This window comes from Pandoraea pneumonica (assembly GCF_049918595.1).
Classification (GTDB): domain Bacteria; phylum Pseudomonadota; class Gammaproteobacteria; order Burkholderiales; family Burkholderiaceae; genus Pandoraea; species Pandoraea pneumonica_A.
In genome coordinates this window covers 182431-199489 of the sequence record NZ_JBNCRZ010000005.1, presented here as the reverse complement: position 1 = coordinate 199489, position 17059 = coordinate 182431, and the positions used below count along the sequence as shown (strand labels likewise).

Here is a 17059-nt window from a genome sequence, read left to right as displayed (position 1 = left end):
GAAGGTTTAATGATTTTGAATGCAAAAGATGGAAGACTTGCCGACCATTGCCGGAACCGAGATCCCACGTGTGGAACGTTTGCGTTTGCACGACACCGTGGTCGACCACCTGCGCAAGCTCATCATCGAGGGCGTGCTCTCGCCGGGGGTGAAGCTCAACGAGCGAGAGCTATGCGAGACGCTTGGCATCTCACGCACACCGTTGCGCGAGGCGTTCAAGGTGCTCGCCGCCGAGGGGCTGATCGAGATCGCGCCGAATCGCGGCGCGAGCGTGGCGCGCATGACGGAAAAAGAGATCTGGGAGACGTTCGAGTTGATGAGTGCGCTCGAAGGGTTTTCTGGTGAGCTGGCCGCCGAGCGCATGACCGCCGTCGAGCTCGCAGAGATCAAGGCGCTGCATTACGCGATGCTCGCGTGCCGAGCGCAGCAGGACCTGCCCGGGTACTACGCGCGCAATCAAGAGATCCACGATCGCATCAATGAAGCGGCGCGCAACGGGGCGTTGCGCCAGACGTACATTTCGATCAATCGCCGCTTGATGGCGTTGCGCTTTCGCTCGAACTTTCGCACCGACAAGTGGGACCGGGCCATCGATGAACACGAGCAGATGATTGCGGCGCTAGAAGCGAAGGACGGCAAGCGCTTGTCGGAAATTCTGCGCAAACACTTGCTCGCCAAGCGCGATGCGGTTTTGCAGATTCATGCGGAACCGGTTGGAGACACGCGCAACGACTAAGCCCTTAGGGACGAAGTCCCAAGAACTCGGCACGCGCACATTTTGAAAGAGACGGCGGGAGGGCGAACCGCAAGATGACGGCTCACTCTACCAAGGAGCCGTATGGTCATCTCCTCCTCCGCCGTTCACAATGCGGTTCCCGCCGCGCCGTCAGGCCCCGTTTCCATTTCCGTTCCATCGGACAAGATCCATCTCGGTATCAAGGAAACGTTGCGAAGCGTTTTGGCTGACCGATACGTCATCCTGGTTGACTGTCAGTACGAGGGTGACCTACCGCCGGCCGACGTGTTGCAACGTTTGCCCCACGACTTGCGCGTTGTGATCGACCGGGCGGCCGTGGCCGACGCAAAGATACCTGCCGATACATTAGTCATCGTCCACGGCAGCGAAGCGTCTTTCGGCAGTATCCGAAGTGCCCTCGCCGGAACGGTTCGCACCACGGGTTTCGTGCAAGAGAACGGCAATCCGGCAGTGTTTGTCGATGTCGACGATGCCCGCCACCTGATCAAGCAAAACCCGCACAGCGCCGCTACGTTCGTCAATTTCGCACTACGCATTGCGAAGGAGTACGGCAAGGGAGCGGAGGTTGTGTCGTATGACGGGCCTTTCACACAATCGGCTACCGACGACGGTTATGGCGCCACCTTCCCGCTACGCGAGTGGTCCGCCCAACCGTCCATGCTCGAACGGGCGACCTCGGGCCTGCGCTCAATGGCGGATGTGTTGCGCCGATCGCTGACCCTGACGGCTAACGAACGCCGCACCGCGACGTAATTCCATCGAACTAGTTCGCATCACAAAAAAAGCGTGGGCGCCCGTCATTCGGACCCCACGCTTTTTGCTTTCTTGCTCGGCGCCAATACGCGCCCAATCCCATTGCTCCCATTGCGCCGAATCGACGCGCGCCTCACAGTCGGCGCTCGGCAGCCTCCAACGCACGGCGTGCGAGCACCGCAGGCGACTCCAGTACTTCACCTGCCAGCCGCGCGACCAGCGCCGCCACGCTGCGACCGTACTGCTTACCGGCGATGACGTCAGCCGGATCGAGCGCGTACGCGGCGCCAGCTTCAACGCCTTGACCGGTCACACTCACAAAGTCTTTGAGACGGCGGGCATGCAAGCCATCGTCGGGCGTTTCCGGGTCTTCCGGGTCGGCCCACACCATGCCGTGCTTGGCAGCGAGGGCAGCGAAATAATCGAGCGTGTTGCGCTTGTCGTCGCCCGGACGGTAGCTGAACGAAAACCCACCTGCGACCTTGTTGCGCCAGCTGCGTGCACGCCACATATCCATCGTGGCATCGGCAAAAGCTTTCAGCGGCGCGGCAACACCGCCCTGAAGGGCCGGGGCACCGAAGATGATGGCATCGGCATTGGCCAGACGGGCGAGCATCGCTTCGTCGTGCCACTGACCGTCAATGAGTTGATGCGGCTCGATACTGAGCAATTGTGCGTGTGCACCGGCGTCGTTGACGCCTTGGGCAACCGAATGGGCAATCATGGCGGTTGCGCCGCCCTGCGAGTAGTAAACGATTGCGATATTGGACATGGCGTAGTGCTTCCTAACTCAGGATGTCCGCCCCATGGCACCGCCCGGATCGCGCTTCCCTTCGCTTCCGCTGGCTGTCTGGACATCAGTCAAGGCCAGATGATGCCAGCGATAACCCTTAGGGGATAGCCCGCATTCGTGAACATGACTGTTCCGTAAACGATAACAATCGGATGGCCACGAGACGCTGTCCATCGCATTACATTGTCCTGACAGAAAAATGGCGCGAAGCTGACAGCCCTCGCGCCCTGCATTTCACGTCATTCCCCAGTCGCCAGTCAGTCATTGCCCAGCGCCAGCGGCCTTCCACGCCCTCTGCGCCGTTAGCGCCGGGCCGGTGCCCCCAGCCGGATCGACAACTGGTCGGCCAGTTCTCGCATTTGTCTGCCGATACGCTCGCCTGTGACCGCGTCGATTTCGTTGGTCAGAAAACTCACCGCCAGCCCCGCCACCGCGCGCTCGCCCGTCGCATCGAACACCGGCGCACCAAAGCAGATCATCCCTTCGCGCATTTGCCCGTTATCGATGGAGTACCCATCGCGGCGCACTTGCGCCATTTCATCGGACAACGCCGGATACGTCCCCACACTCGCCTTGGTCAGCGGCGCAGGCCACGCGCCTGCCAGCAAATCGGCGACTTCATGCGCAGGCAACGTCGAGAGCATGGCTTTGCCGGTCGCCGTGTAGGGCGCAGGCAGGCGCATGCCGATACGGAACGTCACGCCCAGCGGCCGGTTGCCGTTGTGACACGCGAGATAAATCACCTCGGCACCGTCGAGCACGGAGAGCGTGACGGTCTCCTGAGCAAAGGCACGTGAGTCCTCCCACACCGCCCGGAATTCTTCCGTGATGTTCGTCTGCGAGAGGAAGGCATTGGCCCACCCCATCACATACGAACCCATCGTCATGCCGCCGTTGGCGTGGCGTTTCACCAGCCGCAACTTGACCAGCGTGTCGCACAGCCCGTGCAGCGTGCTTTTGGGCACGCCCGTCTCACGCGCCAGATCGGCCAGCCCAACGGGCTCGGTCGACGCCGCAATCACATCGAGGATATGCACCGCACGCACCACAGCCGGGGCAGTGGTCTTGAGCGGTTCTGCCTCGGCAGTGGCGTGGGCGGCGAGAGTCGCATTAGCGGGGACGTCGAGTTTGCGCTTGGGCATGAATCGGAAATCGGCTTCGGAGAAGTGAGGGGTCAATTAGACAACGGCGCACCGGCGGCGTGCCGCCAGCATGGTACGGGGAACGCATTCTCATTCCGCCCTAGGAAAACCACCTAGTTGCACCGACACCGTTCAATACGTAGAATTTGATTCAATACATAGAATACCGTTCAATAGATGGAACGGCAAGTCGTTAGCCGAGATCACGGACCCATCAATATGCAACTCAAAGACACCACCCTTTTCAAGCAACTGGCCTGGGTCGACGGTCAGTGGATCGCCGCCGACAGCGGCAAGACCTTCGACGTGCTCGACCCCGCGACGGGTGAAGTGCTGGCGCAGGTGCCGGAACTCGGCGCGGAGGAAACCACGCGCGCCGTCATTGCCGCCGAAGCCGCCCAGAAGCCGTGGGCTGCCCGCACCGGCAAGGAGCGCGCCACGGTGCTGCGCCGCTGGTTCGACCTGATGATCGCCAACACCGACGATCTGGCCTATCTGATGACTCGCGAACAGGGCAAGCCGCTCGCAGAATCGCGCGGCGAAATCGCCTACGCGGCCAGCTTCATCGAGTGGTTTGCCGAAGAAGCCAAGCGCGTCGACGGCGATGTGCTCGCGACGCCCGCGGCCGATAAGCGCCTCGTCACGATCAAACAACCGGTCGGTGTGTGCGCCGCCATCACGCCGTGGAATTTCCCCGCCGCGATGATCACCCGCAAGGTGGCCCCTGCGTTGGCGGCTGGGTGCGCCATCGTGGTGAAGCCTTCGGAACTCACGCCGCTGTCCGCCTTTGCGCTCGCCGAGCTGGCCCATCGCGCCGGTATTCCGGCCGGTGTGTTCCAAGTGGTGACGGGCGACGCCCGTGCCGTGGGTGGCGTGCTGACGGCTCACCCGAGCGTTCGCAAGCTGTCGTTCACCGGCTCGACCGGCGTGGGCCGTCTGCTCATGGCGCAGTGCGCCCCGACGATCAAGCGTCTGTCGCTGGAACTGGGCGGCAATGCCCCGTTCATCGTGTTCGACGATGCCGATCTCGATGCTGCTGTCGAAGGTGCCATCGCGGCGAAGTATCGCAACGGCGGCCAGACGTGCGTGTGCGCCAACCGTTTCTATATTCAGGACGGCGTGTACGACGCCTTCGCCGAGAAGTTCGCCAAGCGCGTGGCCGAGATGAAGGTCGGCAACGGTCTGGAAGACGGCGTGGTCATCGGTCCGCTGATCGAAGGCAAGGCCGTCGATAAGGTCGTGACGTTGGTGGAAGACGCGAAGGCGCGCGGTGGCCGAGTGCTTGTCGGCGGCGACGCTCATGCCTTAGGCGGCACGTACTACACGCCGACGGTCATCGCCGACGCTACCTCGCAAATGCGCGTGGCCCGTGAAGAAATCTTCGGCCCGGTCGCGCCGCTGTTCCGCTTCACGCGCGACATCGACGCCGTGGCGCTCGCCAACGACACCGAATTCGGTCTGGCCGCTTACCTGTACACGCGCGACATCGCGCGCGCATGGCGCACGGCCGAGGCATTGGAATACGGCATGGTCGGCCTGAACACCGGCCTGATCTCCAACGAAGTCGCCCCGTTCGGCGGCATCAAGCAATCCGGGGTGGGCCGCGAAGGCTCGCACTACGGCATCGAGGAATACCTCGAACTGAAGTATCTGTGCCTGCAAGTGTGAAGTTCGATGGGTCTGGGCGACCAGACCCTGACGAGCGTCTCATAACGGCACAAGACCGATAACTCGACAGACAAGTCGCAACACCACCAAAGGAAACCAGTATGAAGCGCGTGATCCAGCGCGGCATGAAGCCGCTCGCCCTCGCTATTGCAGCCGGTGCCGCCATCGCCTCGGTTGCCGGTACGGCACAAGCCCAAACCCCAGCCGTGAAGCCGATCAAGATCGGCGTCGTCACTTTCATGTCGGGCGCTGCTGCCGGCCCCTTCGGCGTGCCCGCCAAGAACGCCGCCGAAGTCACCGCAGCCGAACTCAACGCTGGCAAAGTGCCTGCTCCGTACGCCACCAAGGGCTTCGGCGGCGCACCGATCGAGCTCGTCTACATCGACGAAGCCGGTAGCACCAGCAAGCAAGTGAGCGAGTACCGCAACCTGTTGAATCAGGGCGTGGACTACGTGGTCGGCTACACGTCGTCGGGCAACTGCCTGGCGATCGCCCCGGTCGCCGAAGAAATGAAGAAGGTCACGCTGTTCTTCGATTGCGGCACGCCGCGCGTGTTCGAAGACGCGAGCTTCAAGTACGTCTTCCGTCCGGTCGCCACCGCCACGATGGACAACGTGGGCGCGGCCCGCTACGTCGCCGAGCGCAAGCCCGACCTGCAAACGTACGCCGGTATCAATCAGAACTACGCATGGGGCCAGGACGCGTGGGCCGACTTCGAAGGCACGCTGAAGTCGCTCAAGCCGAACGCCAAGTCGGTGAGCTCGCAAATGCCGCAACTGGGCGCAGGCCAATACAACGCTGGCATCTCGAGCCTGCTCGCCGCGCACCCGGACGTGCTGCACTCCAGCTTCTGGGGTGGCGATCTGGAAGGTCTCGTCGTGCAGGCTGGCCCGCGCGATCTGTTCAAGAAGTCGCTCACGGTGCTGACTGCCGGTGAGACCGCCACGCACGGTAAGACCCGCCTGCCCGACGGCGTGATCATCGGCGCGCGCGGCATGTACGGCATGTTCGCACCGGACAACGCCCTGAACCGCTGGCTGCGCACGGCCTACAGCGCCAAGTTCAACGACACCCCGAGCTACCCGTCGTACAAGATGAACCAGAGCATTCTCGCGCTCAAGGCCGCTTACGAAAAAGCCCAAGCCGCGAACGGCGGCAAGCAGCCGACGCCCGAGCAAGTCATCGCGTCGTTCGAACACCTGGCCTTCGAAGCCCCGGCCGGCAAGATCGGCCTGACGCTCGGCAAGGGTCACCAAGCTGCGCAAGGCACCGCGTTCGGCATTGTGAAGAACGTGAACGGCAAGGTCACCGTGACCGACGTGAAGCAGTACTCGATCGCGGAAGTCACGCCGCCCGAAGGCGTGAAGTCGGCCGACTGGATCAAGGGCGGCCTGAAGCACTAAGCGCACCGCGCGCTTACCGCTTCAACGTAACAAAGCAAGCTTGAGTCGTACCCGCAAGGCAGGCAGCGCCCATCGTGCGCTGCCCGCTTTGCGTTCCAAGGAGAATGCGAGATGTCGCAGATCTACGCCGTCCTGGTGGACGGGGTGATGTACGCCGCGTGGCTGTTCCTGGTTGCTCTGGGACTGACCCTCGTCTACGGCGTGCTGAAAATCTTGAATATGGCGCACGGCAGCCTCTACGCGCTGGGCGCGTACGCTGGCGTGACACTGATCGGCCCGTGGGTTGCGCAAGGCGGCAACCTCTACGTGAGTTACCTGTTGCTCGTGCTGGCGGCCATGGTCGCGGGCGGCGCAATCGGCTTCATCATGGAGCGCGGCGTGCTCAAGCGCTTCTACGGGCAAGACCCCGTGGTGCTGCTGCTCGTCACCTATGCGCTCTTCCTGATCATGGAAGACGCGATCAAGCTCGTGTGGGGCGTCGACCCGTACACGGTCTCCGAGCCGTACAGCTTCCTCGGCAACTTCGAGCTGGGCGACCTCTCGTACCCGAACTACAACTTCCTGATCGTGGGCGTGGCGCTGATCGCTGGCGTCGGACTCACCGCGTTCCTGAAATTCACCCGCAGCGGCCGTTTGCTTCGCGCGGTGATTCACGACCGTGAAGTGAGTCAGGCGCTGGGCATCCGCGTGAGCCGCTACTTCGTCATCACGTTCATGGCCGGTGCCGTGCTCGCGGCCATTGGCGGCGCACTCACCGCACCGACCGTGTCCGTTGCGCCCGGCATGGGCGTCGAAATCGTGGTGCTGACCTTTGCCGTGGTGGTCATTGGCGGACTGGGTTCGCTGCCCGGTGCTGCGTTCGGCGCGTTGCTCGTCGGGCTGGTGCGCGCGAGTGCCGTGCATTACTGGCCGCAAGGCGAGTTGTTCTCGATCTACATCGTTATGGCGCTGGTGCTGGCGGTACGCCCGAAAGGCATCTTTGCTCCGCTGGAGGCTCGCAAAATATGAGTTCCGCAATTTGTTCTCACCTGCGCGCGCCCGGCACGTGGCTCGCGATCATCGGCTTCGTCGTGATCGGCGCAGCAGGTCTGGCGCTGCCGCAGTGGCAGTTTCTGGTGTCGGTCGCCTTGTCGAAGGGCATCGTAGCGCTCGGTCTTGCGCTGTTGTTGCGCACGGGTCTCGCGTCGTTCGGTCAGGCGCTGTTCTTCGCGGTTGGCGCGTATTGCGTGGGCCTCGGCATGAACTTCTACGGCCTCACGGAATTGTTCGCGTTGCTCGCGCTGTCGATGATCGTGTCGGCACTGCTCGCGTTCGTGCTCGGCTTTTTGCTCGCACGCTATCGCGACATCTTCTTCGCCATGCTTACGCTGGCGTTGTCGATGATCTGCTACGGCCTGCTGCTCAACAACGTTGAGCTTGGCGGCAGCGACGGCTTCAACGTGAATGCCCCGACGCTCGGCAGCAGCGCACAGCCGTGGCAACTCACTGGCACGAATCTGTTCGCGGTGGGCTTTATCGCCGCCATCGTGTGCGTGATGGTTGTCGCGATGTACATGCGCTCGACGCCTGGACGTCTCGGTCCGGCCATCAAGGACAACGAGATCCGCGTGGAATATCTGGGCACTTCGGCGCGCCAGAACATTCACCTGACGTACATCATCGCGGGTGCACTGGCAGGCTTGGGCGGCGCGTTGCAGGCGTTCAACATCGGCCACATCGATCCGGACATGGCGTTCTGGACGACCTCGGGCGAATTCGTCTTCATCGCGGTGCTCTCGGGCACACGCTTCGCGTTTTCGCCGTTCATCGGCGCGTTGCTGCTCGAAGTGGCGCGTGCGATGGCGTATCGCTACGCCCCGAACACGTGGCAGATCGTGATGGGCGCGATCATGCTGGCGATCATTGCGTTCCTGCCGGGCGGGCTCACGAGTCTGGGGCTGGGTCGTCGCAAAGCGGCAGCCGCACACCCGGTCACGCAAACGAAGACGACGCGCGCCGCGGGCGACGCGACGGCATGAGGGCTGGCGAGATGGCATCGAATCACATCATTGAGGCCACGGGCCTGTACAAGACCTTCGGCAGCGTGACGCCCGCCAAGGACATCACGGTCAATATCGACGCGCAAAGCGTGGTCGGGTTGATTGGTACGAACGGCGCAGGCAAGACCACGTTCGTGAACATGCTCACGGGCTACATCAAGCCGGATCGCGGCGAAATCGTGTTTCGCGGCAAGCGCATCACGGGGCTCGCGCCGCGCAAGATCACGCGCTTGGGCATTGCTCGTTCGTTCCAGATTCCGCAGCTCTTCGGCTCGCAAACCGCGCGCGAGAACATCGAGATTGCGTTGGCGATCTCGGGGCTTTCCGCCGACCTGGCGAACGAGAGTCTGGCGCGTCTGGGCGTGCTGGAATTTGCCGACATGATTTCGGGCACGTTGCCCGAGGGCGTGCGCAAGCTGCTGGATATCGCGCTCGCGATGGTCTGCAAGCCGGAAGTGTTGTTGCTCGACGAGCCGACTTCGGGCGTGGCCGCAGAAGAAAAGTTCGACGTGATGAACCGCGTGCTGGATGCGGCGCGTGTGCTTGGCATTACGGTGCTGTTCGTGGAGCACGATATGGAAATCGTGCGCCGCTACAGCGACCGTGTGCTGGCGTTCTGCGACGGCCGCATTCTCGCCGACGGCACACCCGACGTGGTGCTGGCCGACGCGCAAGTGCGCGAGTTGATCATCGGCGAAACCGTGGCGGGGGTGGCGGCAGTGCCGTCGTCCGGCAATACCGCCAACGCAGCAGGCGAGGTGACCCATGCTTGAAGTCAAGAATCTGAATGTGCGCTTCGGCGCGACGGACATTCTGCGCGGCGTGCAGTTCTCCGTGCCGAAGGGCGCCATCGTCGGGTTGATCGGTCGTAACGGCGCCGGCAAGACGACCACGCTGCGCGCGATCATGGGGCTGGTGAAACCGGCTTCGGGCACGCTCACGTTCGACAACGTGGATCTGGTGCGTGCGCCGTCGCATCAACGCACGTCGCTGGGCATTGGCTATGCGCCGGAAGACCGTCGTCTGATCCCCGACATGACGGTGGAAGAAAACCTTTGCGTGCCTGCATGGGCACTGAAGGCGAAGGACGTGCAAGCGCGTCTGGACGAGGTCTATCGCATCATTCCCGAAGCGCGCGAATGGGCGCCGCGGCGTGCCTTGCAATTGTCCGGGGGCCAGCAGAAACTGGTGGCCGTCGGCCGCGCCATGATGACGAGTTCGCGCCTGTTGATGCTCGACGAGCCGTTCGAAGGGGTGGCCCCGGCGCTCTCGAAGCGCATCGCGGAAGTGATCGGCCAGATGCGTAGCGCAGGTCTCGCCGTGATCTTGTCGGGTGCCGATTTGCAGCACGCGGGCGCGGTGTTGGACAACGTCTACCGTATCGATCGCGGGCAGATGGTCGCAGCGTAATTTTTCGCGCATGGCTTCATAGCGTGAGCCATGCGCAGTCACTAAGAGGAAAACGATGATGAATCCGTTTCGTTTCCAGACGGTCCCCACCGTTGTCGTGGAATTTGGTGCAGCCCGCCGTCTTGGCGCGCTGCTGCGTGAGCAGTTTCCTTCGGGCAAGCGTCTGTGCGTGGTCACCGACGGCTTTCTGCACAAGAGCGGTCTGCTGACGCCGGCGCTGGCCGATCTGGCGAAGCACGGCTGGCAGGTTTCGGTCATTGACGACGTGATCGCCGATCCGCCTGAGCATGTGGTGCTCGAAGCCGCGGAACGCGCGCGCGCGGGTGATGCGGAAATTGTGCTGGGTTTGGGCGGCGGTTCGTCGATGGACGTGGCGAAGCTGCTGGCCGTGCTGTTGCCGGGCACGCAGTCGCTGAAAGACATGTATGGCGTGAAGAAGGTCACTGGCTCGCGTCTGCCGTTGGTGCAGATGCCGACGACGGCCGGTACCGGTTCGGAAGTGACGGCTGTCTCGATCGTGACGACGGGCGAAACGACGAAGATGGGCGTGGTTTCGCCGCAACTTTTCGCCGATCTGGCAATTCTCGATGCGGAACTCACGCTCGGCCTGCCGCGCGCCGCGACCGCCGCTACCGGTATCGACGCGATGGTGCACGCCATCGAAGCCTATACATCGGCCCATTTGAAGAACCCTGTCTCGGACATGCTCGCAGTCAAGGCGCTCGAACTGCTCTCGCGCAACCTGCTGCCCGCTTGCAACGACGGCAACAACCGCGACGCGCGCGAAGCGATGCTCGTGGGCGCGATGTTCGCCGGTCAGTCGTTTGCCAACTCTCCGGTGGCCGCTGTGCACGCACTGGCGTACCCGATTGGCGGCATCTTCCACGTGGCGCACGGCTTGTCCAACGCGCTGGTGCTCTCGCATGTGATGCGTTTCAACGCCCCCGCCGCGAGCAAGCTTTACGCGGAACTGGCCGACGTGATCCTGCGCGATGGCGCGACCGGCAGCGATGAAGCCAAGACGGACGCGCTCATTCGCCACATCGAATCGATGATCGTCGAGACCGCCATTCCGCGCACGCTGCGCGAAGTCGGCGTGAAACAAGACGACATCGCGCGCATGGCCAGCGATGCCATGCTTCAGACTCGCCTGCTGGTAAATAACCCGCGTGAAGTCAAAGAAGCCGACGCGTTTGCGATTTATTCCGCCGCGTTCTAACGGCGACGCGCTTTAACGCTGGCGCGATAACGTTCACCTAGTCCCTGCTCCGGGAGGGACTAGGGCATCTTCTTCTCCCCTCCCCCGCCGACTTACAATCTGTACTCCCGAACGTCCGCCACGTTCACCCTACGGAGTACGCCATGCCGAAATCGCCGCAGGAACCCGCGCAGGAACCCACTCAGAACGCCTCTGAGCTCATCGACGAACGCATCGCTGAACTCGGCGACTGGCGCGGTGAAATGCTCGCGCAGCTGCGCACTATCATCACGAAAGCCAACCCCGATATCGTCGAAGAATGGAAATGGCGTGTGCCCGTCTGGTCGCTTGGCGGCATCCTCTGCACTGGCGAGTCCTATAAGCAAGCGGTCAAGCTGACCTTTGCAAAAGGCGCGTCACTGCCTGATCCGTCCGGCCTATTCAACGCGAGCCTCGACGGCAATACACGCCGTGCCATCGATTTCCGAGCGGGCGACAAAGTCGACGCCAAAGCGCTCACCGCTCTCATTCGTGCCGCCATCGCGGCCAATCAACGCTGATTTGCACGCCAATGCCTCAAGCCCGCCAAGCCCTCGATCCCCGCGACGAAATCCTCCTTATCGGCAACGATCCCCTGCTCATCTGGAACGCTCCGGCGAACGCGCTCGCCCGCGAAGCGGACGTGAACGACCTGCTGGCCGCCGCTTGGGAAAACGATGTGACGTGGGTCGCCGTGCGCACCGAGGTGCTGCACGACGACTTCTTCCGGCTCGACACCGGGCTCGCGGGCGCCATTCTGCAAAAGCTCGTGAACTATGGGGTCAGCTTGGCCGTCGTCGGCGACATCGAGCCGTGGCTGGCGCGCAGCGAGGCATTTAGCGCCTTCGTCCGGGAAGCTAACCGGGGTCGCACGACCTCATTTGTGGCCACAATCGATGCGCTCAAGCAACATTCGGCTAAAAACATATAAGCGCCTATTTAATAAGGCCACCTAAATCAACAACTAATTCAAAACTAATTTGTTTCAGAGAATCACTTATTATTTTTAATTTTATTAAATCCCCCGAAGTACGAACCAATTGTTTTACCCATCGAAAAACTTTCACTGACGTGGCTTTCGAAGCTGCTCTCCGGACTCCATAACGCATCAAATATCTCCCGCGCGCAGCCTACATCTCCGGGAAATAAGAACCATTCTCTTAATGTGTAACGGTTTAGCCACAACCTCTCGAAGTGCGAGACATTGTCTTAAGAAACGAGAAAATATCGCATTGACTCTCCGAATACCGGTTGATATTCTTCATCACATCGATGCAGAAAATTAAGCGAATCGCAGAAAAATAATTAGCGATCGAAATTTAAAAGCATCAACCGGTACGGCACACGTACCACGTTATCAACTCGATTGTCAGGGTTTGCGGGAACCCTTCAGTTACGCCCTTTTCGTTTCAAGTCCTACGTGAACGCATGCTTCAGGGTCGACGCGGCCAAGACCGCGGCGGGAGCGTGCGCGCGCGATTCAACGAGGGTACCGCGAGCCAGGCAGTCATTTGCAAGACCATGGAAGACCTCTGCCCCTGGAGTCATCATGTCTGCTTTGATGCACCTGCTCGGAACGATTCACGACGATTGCCACGACATTACCGATGCCGAAAATCTGTTTCTCCGCATCGTCAATTTTTCAAGCCGAATCGGTTTCGAATATTGCTGCTACGGTTTTCGAAGTCACCGCAGCGCCACGCAAGCCGATATCCGTGTGTTCGATACTTACCCTTCCGGGTGGATGAAACACTACGGCGAACGCGGCTTTCTCAACGTCGACCCGACGGTGCTTGTCGGCACGCATACCGACAAGCTGCTCAAATGGCGCGATCCTGAAATGCCCGAGGCAGATCAGTTCTGGCGGGAAGCTGCCGACTTCGGTCTGAATCATGGCGTTGGACGATCGAGCTGGGGGCCGCACGGTGAATTCGGTCTGCTGAGTTTCGGACGCACGTACGACGCGCTCACGCCCACGGAAGTCCATTCGCTCGACGTTGGTATGGGGGTGCTATCGAACTACACGCACGAGGCCATGAGCCGCCTGCTGCGCCCGGAACACCCCCCTTTCGATATCGAATCGCTCTCGATGCGCGAGCGCGAAGTGCTGCTCTGGACCGCGGAAGGAAAGACCGCCGACGAGATCGGCGACATCCTCGGTATCTCCACGCGCACGGTCAACTTTCACATCAGAAATTGTTTGGACAAGACCGGCTGCCGCAACAAGGTGCAGAGTGCGATCCGGCTGGTGATGTGGCGCTGATTCGCGCCCGGAAAATGTGGGGGCTGCGCCGACGATAGGCGCGGCTCACGCGAGTCCAAGCGCAGCCAGACCAGTTTCATCGATGTCGATGCGATACGCCGCGACCCAGCGGCCATCGATCTTATAGGCCACACCGAGCTTGTGTGTGGGCACACCTAAGCGTTCGAATAACCGCGCGAGGCTGACGTAAGTCACGCCGATGAGCCGACGCGCGCCCAACGCATGTGCGGTGAACATTGCAGCGCGCAACAGCTCGCGTGCGCCTTGCGCGGATTGCTGTGACGCCTTTTTCGAGCGTGGAGCGGCTGCGTCGTACGAAGCTAACGCGAAGCGCGACAGCTCCCACACGGTGGCCGGGCTTGAGTGCTCGTGTGCGCCGCGCATGGTGTCGGTGTCGTCGAACGCTTTCTTGTTGTTGATCGCAACGGCCCCCGGCAAATCGTCGACAAGATGCCGAAAGTGATCGCCAAGCAGAAAATGATGCGTCGCAGGCAGCAGGCGGGCGCAGCCGACGATCGCGTCGCCGTCGCCGCGCAAGGTCACGTAGACGGTGTCGTCGTGATCGTATTCGTCGGACTCTTCACCGTCTTTGTGTGTCGCCGACGCCAGAGACGCCGGTACGCGCCACCCCAATTTCTGGACAAAAACACGATGCCGGAAACGCGCAATTTCCGCGCGCGTCGCCGGCATCATCTGTGCACCTCTGAGGACATCGACCCGCATCGTATGTCTCCGCCGATAGGTTGTTAGGACGAGGGTATCGGCACCACTCGTCCGCGGAAACTGTCAACGTTGACAGGTCCGTCGCCCCGACTTCTCACCCGCGTGCTTTCCGGTATAGCTCAATAGTCCAAATTTCGCCAATCGTCGCCCGGCATCGACAGCCCCCCCCCCGCGCGCGTCACTGACAAATGCTCCGCTGCTGCCTACATCCGCACCTTAAGCAAGTCATTGGGGCCGCATGTCGGTCTCATCTCCCCACCAGTTCAAATCCGGACTGCGCGAGCCGGGCGGAATGAACACAGCGCCGGGCAGCATTGCACCGTCCTGATCGGCCGGGTTATAGACGAAGATCGAACCGGGCGCCGCAGAGAGCGTGACGGAGATCACCGGCATGAACCGGCCAGTGACCGCCATGTAATCCTGCTGGTTGTGCTGCGTGCCGGGCAGATTGGCGGCGCCGGAATAGAAGAACGTCTCGATGGGGAGCTGCGTGGGAATATTCTGCGGCCACGCGGCGAGGATGACCTCGTTGTGTATGCCGCCCGCGACCGTCTTACGCAGATCGATTAAGACGGAAAATTGGGCGGCGGACGGCGACAGTCCGCATCCGTTGCCGAGCGTGGGCCAACTGTTACGGTATTGCGCTGCTGTGGTGATACCTCTCGCATCGCACAAGGCGTGACTTCCCCCGGTGGAACAACTGTCTGGTCGGCTGGCCGTCCCTGCATTGATGGGAAAGCTACAGCGCCACACGACGGGGTGCTGCGTCGGCGCCGACAACTCGCGCATGATGAGGCCGACTCCGCCGGTCGTCAGCGTCATGTTCATATCGATACGCGCGAACGAGAACGAAACGCCGTTACGGCCAATGGAGTTGGTGGTCGGATTCCATGAGTGAAAATCGCCGCTGCCAGTGTTGCGAATCAAAATCCCCGAGCAGTAATACGCAGGCAAATTCCCCGGACAGTCGAGCCGCGTGTCGACATAGCGCGCTTCGAGTTGCTTCGCGACGGCATACCCCCAGTCGAGTTGATCGCGTTCGTCGAAGCCGAACGACGCCCCGCCCGGTGCGTTTAGCAACGCACGCAGAATCGGTGCCCATCTTCCCGTCGCATTGAAAAACTGCCGCTGATAGCGCAACGCTTGCGATAACTGCCCACCTCGGCTCGCGTCGTAATAAATGGCCTGCACCGCGAGTGTCCCCGGCGCGGTCTGATCCCAAAGACTCACGCCCACCGTATTAGGCGACGGACACGGGGTGCACGGCGGCAGACTGCCTTGCGCAGGCGGGCAACCGCAAGTGAGCTCATACGCCTTGCCATCGCCCACCGCCGTGGGCTTGTCAGCCAGAACGAAGCCCACCGAATCGGGCGGATTGCCTTGCGGCAAATCTTCCCGGATGTAAGTGAGCTTTGCGGCCCCCGCGGCGATTTCCTCGGGACTCAGACGCCAGAAGTTATCTCCCGCGCCATCGCTCGGCGCGGTGCGCAGCAACACGCCGGAGCATTCGTAGATGGGGCGGTCCACGAAGCATTTTGATTGCGTGTTTTGAAAGCGCTGATTGACGAGTCCCGCGATAACCGCACCGGTCAGGGCATGCGCAGGCAACGAGAGCAGGGCAAGCCACGCGGCAGCGAATCCCGCGAGCGTCACTTTGAATATGCGTCGGCAAAACATAGGTCACCTCGCAATGTCTTCGAGCACGCCAATGGCGGGCACACAACACGAGCCAATCAACGCGGCCCCGGTTGCCATTTCGTGTCTGGGGGTGGCGGCGCATCGAGTGCGCCGTTTAGCGTGAAGGATTGTTCAGTGGGGTTGTAGGTGAAGGCACGTGCGCCCGGGGTCTGCGTCAGGTCGACGTGGAGTACGGGCATGAACCGGCCGGTGGTTTGCAGATAGTCGCGTTGGACAAACTGCGCGCCACCCAAGCCATCGCCAACATAGAAAATCGCGTCAAACGGGATCTCTTCCGGCACGTTCTGCGGCCACACGCCGATGATGGCTTCGTTCCAAAAGCGGTTGCTCTCGACGATGGCGGCGCGCGTTCTAGTGGATGTATCAACCGACTGTGCGCTCGGATCAAAGCTGCAAAGGCGCCCCGAATTGAACAATGCCACCCACGCTTGCGGCGTCGTGACGCCAACCGACGCGCACGTCGGGTGCTTTGCACTCAGACACCGATCAGGGACGCCAGTACCCGCATCACGCGGATAGACGCATCGAAACGTCAACGGACGCTGCACAGGGGCAGCGAATTCGCGGACGATCATGCCAGCATCACCACGCCCTGAAATCAGGCGGGTCATGAGCATGTCGGCACGCGCATACGAAAAGGACACACCAAGGGCATCGATATTGGCGACGTCGTAATAGACTGCCTGTACTGCGAGCTTGGCCGGTGCTGCCACATCCCATGCACTCACACCCACGGCAATCGGGTCTCCAGGACATGGTGCGCAATCGGGCATACCGCCCCCTATCGGAGGACATCCGCACTTCAACTCATAAGGCTGCCCATTCCCCACCGCCGTCGGCCTATCGGCCAGCACGAACCCCACCGGATAGGGCGGGTGAACCGGAGGCAAGTCAGCCCGCGCGTAGCTGAGCCGCGCGACACCCGAGGTCACTTCGTCATTCGTCAGTTGCCAAAACGAAGTCCCGGCACTGCCTGTCGGCACAGTGCGCAACAGCAGCCCGGAACATTCGTAGACCGGCTTGTCGACAAAGCATTTCGATGGCGTGGCGCGATAGCGTTGGTTAATCAGATAGGCCACATCCGCACCGCCCAGCTTCGGTTCCGTCGCGACAATCCCGTTCGCTTGCGGGACGGGCTGTGTCGGCGAGACCTGCGCACATCCAGCGATCAAC

Annotated in this window: 17 protein-coding genes; 12 read left to right on the top strand and 5 right to left on the bottom strand. The window is 61.7% G+C overall.

Annotated features, from left to right (window positions below):
* Nucleotides 1–19 precede the first annotated feature (19 nt).
* Entirely contained in the window at nt 20–736 is a 717-nt protein-coding gene (locus ACPWR9_RS20980; RefSeq protein ID WP_426300255.1) for a GntR family transcriptional regulator, read from the top strand.
* Between the two features lie 102 nt (nt 737–838).
* Complete coding sequence (locus tag ACPWR9_RS20975; protein ID WP_426300253.1) at nt 839–1510, top strand: hypothetical protein; 672 nt, start codon at nt 839–841, stop codon at nt 1508–1510.
* A gap of 133 nt (nt 1511–1643) precedes the next feature.
* Here ACPWR9_RS20975 and ACPWR9_RS20970 read toward each other — a convergent pair whose 3' ends face one another.
* A complete protein-coding gene (locus ACPWR9_RS20970) occupies nt 1644–2282 on the bottom strand; it encodes a flavodoxin family protein (RefSeq protein WP_426300251.1) in 639 nt (212 codons plus the stop codon).
* A 323-nt stretch (nt 2283–2605) separates the two neighbouring features.
* Nucleotides 2606–3445, bottom strand: a complete 840-nt coding sequence (locus ACPWR9_RS20965) for an IclR family transcriptional regulator (protein ID WP_426300249.1) — start codon at nt 3443–3445, stop codon at nt 2606–2608.
* A 219-nt stretch (nt 3446–3664) separates the two neighbouring features.
* Between ACPWR9_RS20965 and ACPWR9_RS20960 the strand changes: the two genes are divergently transcribed.
* From ACPWR9_RS20960 to ACPWR9_RS20915, 10 genes are all read left to right on the top strand, one after another.
* Nucleotides 3665–5113, top strand: coding sequence for an NAD-dependent succinate-semialdehyde dehydrogenase (locus ACPWR9_RS20960; protein ID WP_150681576.1), 1449 nt, complete (start codon nt 3665–3667; stop codon nt 5111–5113).
* A gap of 101 nt (nt 5114–5214) precedes the next feature.
* Nucleotides 5215–6516 (top strand): ABC transporter substrate-binding protein, encoded by a 1302-nt coding sequence (locus tag ACPWR9_RS20955; protein WP_426300247.1) that lies wholly within the window; start codon nt 5215–5217, stop codon nt 6514–6516.
* A 111-nt stretch (nt 6517–6627) separates the two neighbouring features.
* Entirely contained in the window at nt 6628–7524 is an 897-nt protein-coding gene (locus ACPWR9_RS20950) for a branched-chain amino acid ABC transporter permease (RefSeq protein WP_426300245.1), read from the top strand.
* Complete coding sequence (locus ACPWR9_RS20945; protein ID WP_426300243.1) at nt 7521–8534, top strand: branched-chain amino acid ABC transporter permease; 1014 nt, start codon at nt 7521–7523, stop codon at nt 8532–8534. The genes ACPWR9_RS20950 and ACPWR9_RS20945 overlap by 4 nt, the downstream gene beginning before the upstream one ends.
* 11 nt (nt 8535–8545) lie before the next feature.
* Nucleotides 8546–9328, top strand: coding sequence for an ABC transporter ATP-binding protein (locus tag ACPWR9_RS20940; protein ID WP_426300241.1), 783 nt, complete (start codon nt 8546–8548; stop codon nt 9326–9328).
* A complete protein-coding gene (locus ACPWR9_RS20935; RefSeq protein WP_150681580.1) occupies nt 9321–9965 on the top strand; it encodes an ABC transporter ATP-binding protein in 645 nt (214 codons plus the stop codon). The genes ACPWR9_RS20940 and ACPWR9_RS20935 overlap by 8 nt, the downstream gene beginning before the upstream one ends.
* 58 nt (nt 9966–10023) lie before the next feature.
* A complete protein-coding gene (locus ACPWR9_RS20930) occupies nt 10024–11184 on the top strand; it encodes an iron-containing alcohol dehydrogenase (protein WP_426300642.1) in 1161 nt (386 codons plus the stop codon).
* A gap of 143 nt (nt 11185–11327) precedes the next feature.
* Nucleotides 11328–11723: a DUF1801 domain-containing protein gene (locus ACPWR9_RS20925; RefSeq protein ID WP_426300239.1), complete on the top strand. Its 396-nt coding sequence runs from the start codon at nt 11328–11330 to the stop codon at nt 11721–11723.
* A gap of 11 nt (nt 11724–11734) precedes the next feature.
* Nucleotides 11735–12133, top strand: coding sequence for a DUF4180 domain-containing protein (locus ACPWR9_RS20920; RefSeq protein WP_426300237.1), 399 nt, complete (start codon nt 11735–11737; stop codon nt 12131–12133).
* A 618-nt stretch (nt 12134–12751) separates the two neighbouring features.
* On the top strand, nt 12752–13465 hold the full coding sequence (locus tag ACPWR9_RS20915) for an autoinducer binding domain-containing protein (RefSeq protein WP_426300235.1): 714 nt from the start codon (nt 12752–12754) through the stop codon (nt 13463–13465).
* A 45-nt stretch (nt 13466–13510) separates the two neighbouring features.
* Here the strand turns inward: ACPWR9_RS20915 and ACPWR9_RS20910 are convergent, their stop codons facing one another.
* The 3 genes from ACPWR9_RS20910 to ACPWR9_RS20900 all read right to left on the bottom strand — a co-directional run bounded on the left by ACPWR9_RS20910 (nt 13511) and on the right by ACPWR9_RS20900 (nt 17058).
* Entirely contained in the window at nt 13511–14188 is a 678-nt protein-coding gene (locus tag ACPWR9_RS20910; RefSeq protein ID WP_426300233.1) for an acyl-homoserine-lactone synthase, read from the bottom strand.
* A 225-nt stretch (nt 14189–14413) separates the two neighbouring features.
* Entirely contained in the window at nt 14414–15841 is a 1428-nt protein-coding gene (locus ACPWR9_RS20905; protein ID WP_426300231.1) for a hypothetical protein, read from the bottom strand.
* Nucleotides 15842–15921: 80 nt separating this feature from the next.
* Nucleotides 15922–17058 carry a hypothetical protein gene (locus tag ACPWR9_RS20900; protein WP_426300229.1) on the bottom strand — a complete coding sequence of 379 codons (1137 nt, stop codon included), beginning with the start codon at nt 17056–17058 and terminating at the stop codon, nt 15922–15924.
* Nucleotide 17059 lies beyond the last annotated feature (1 nt).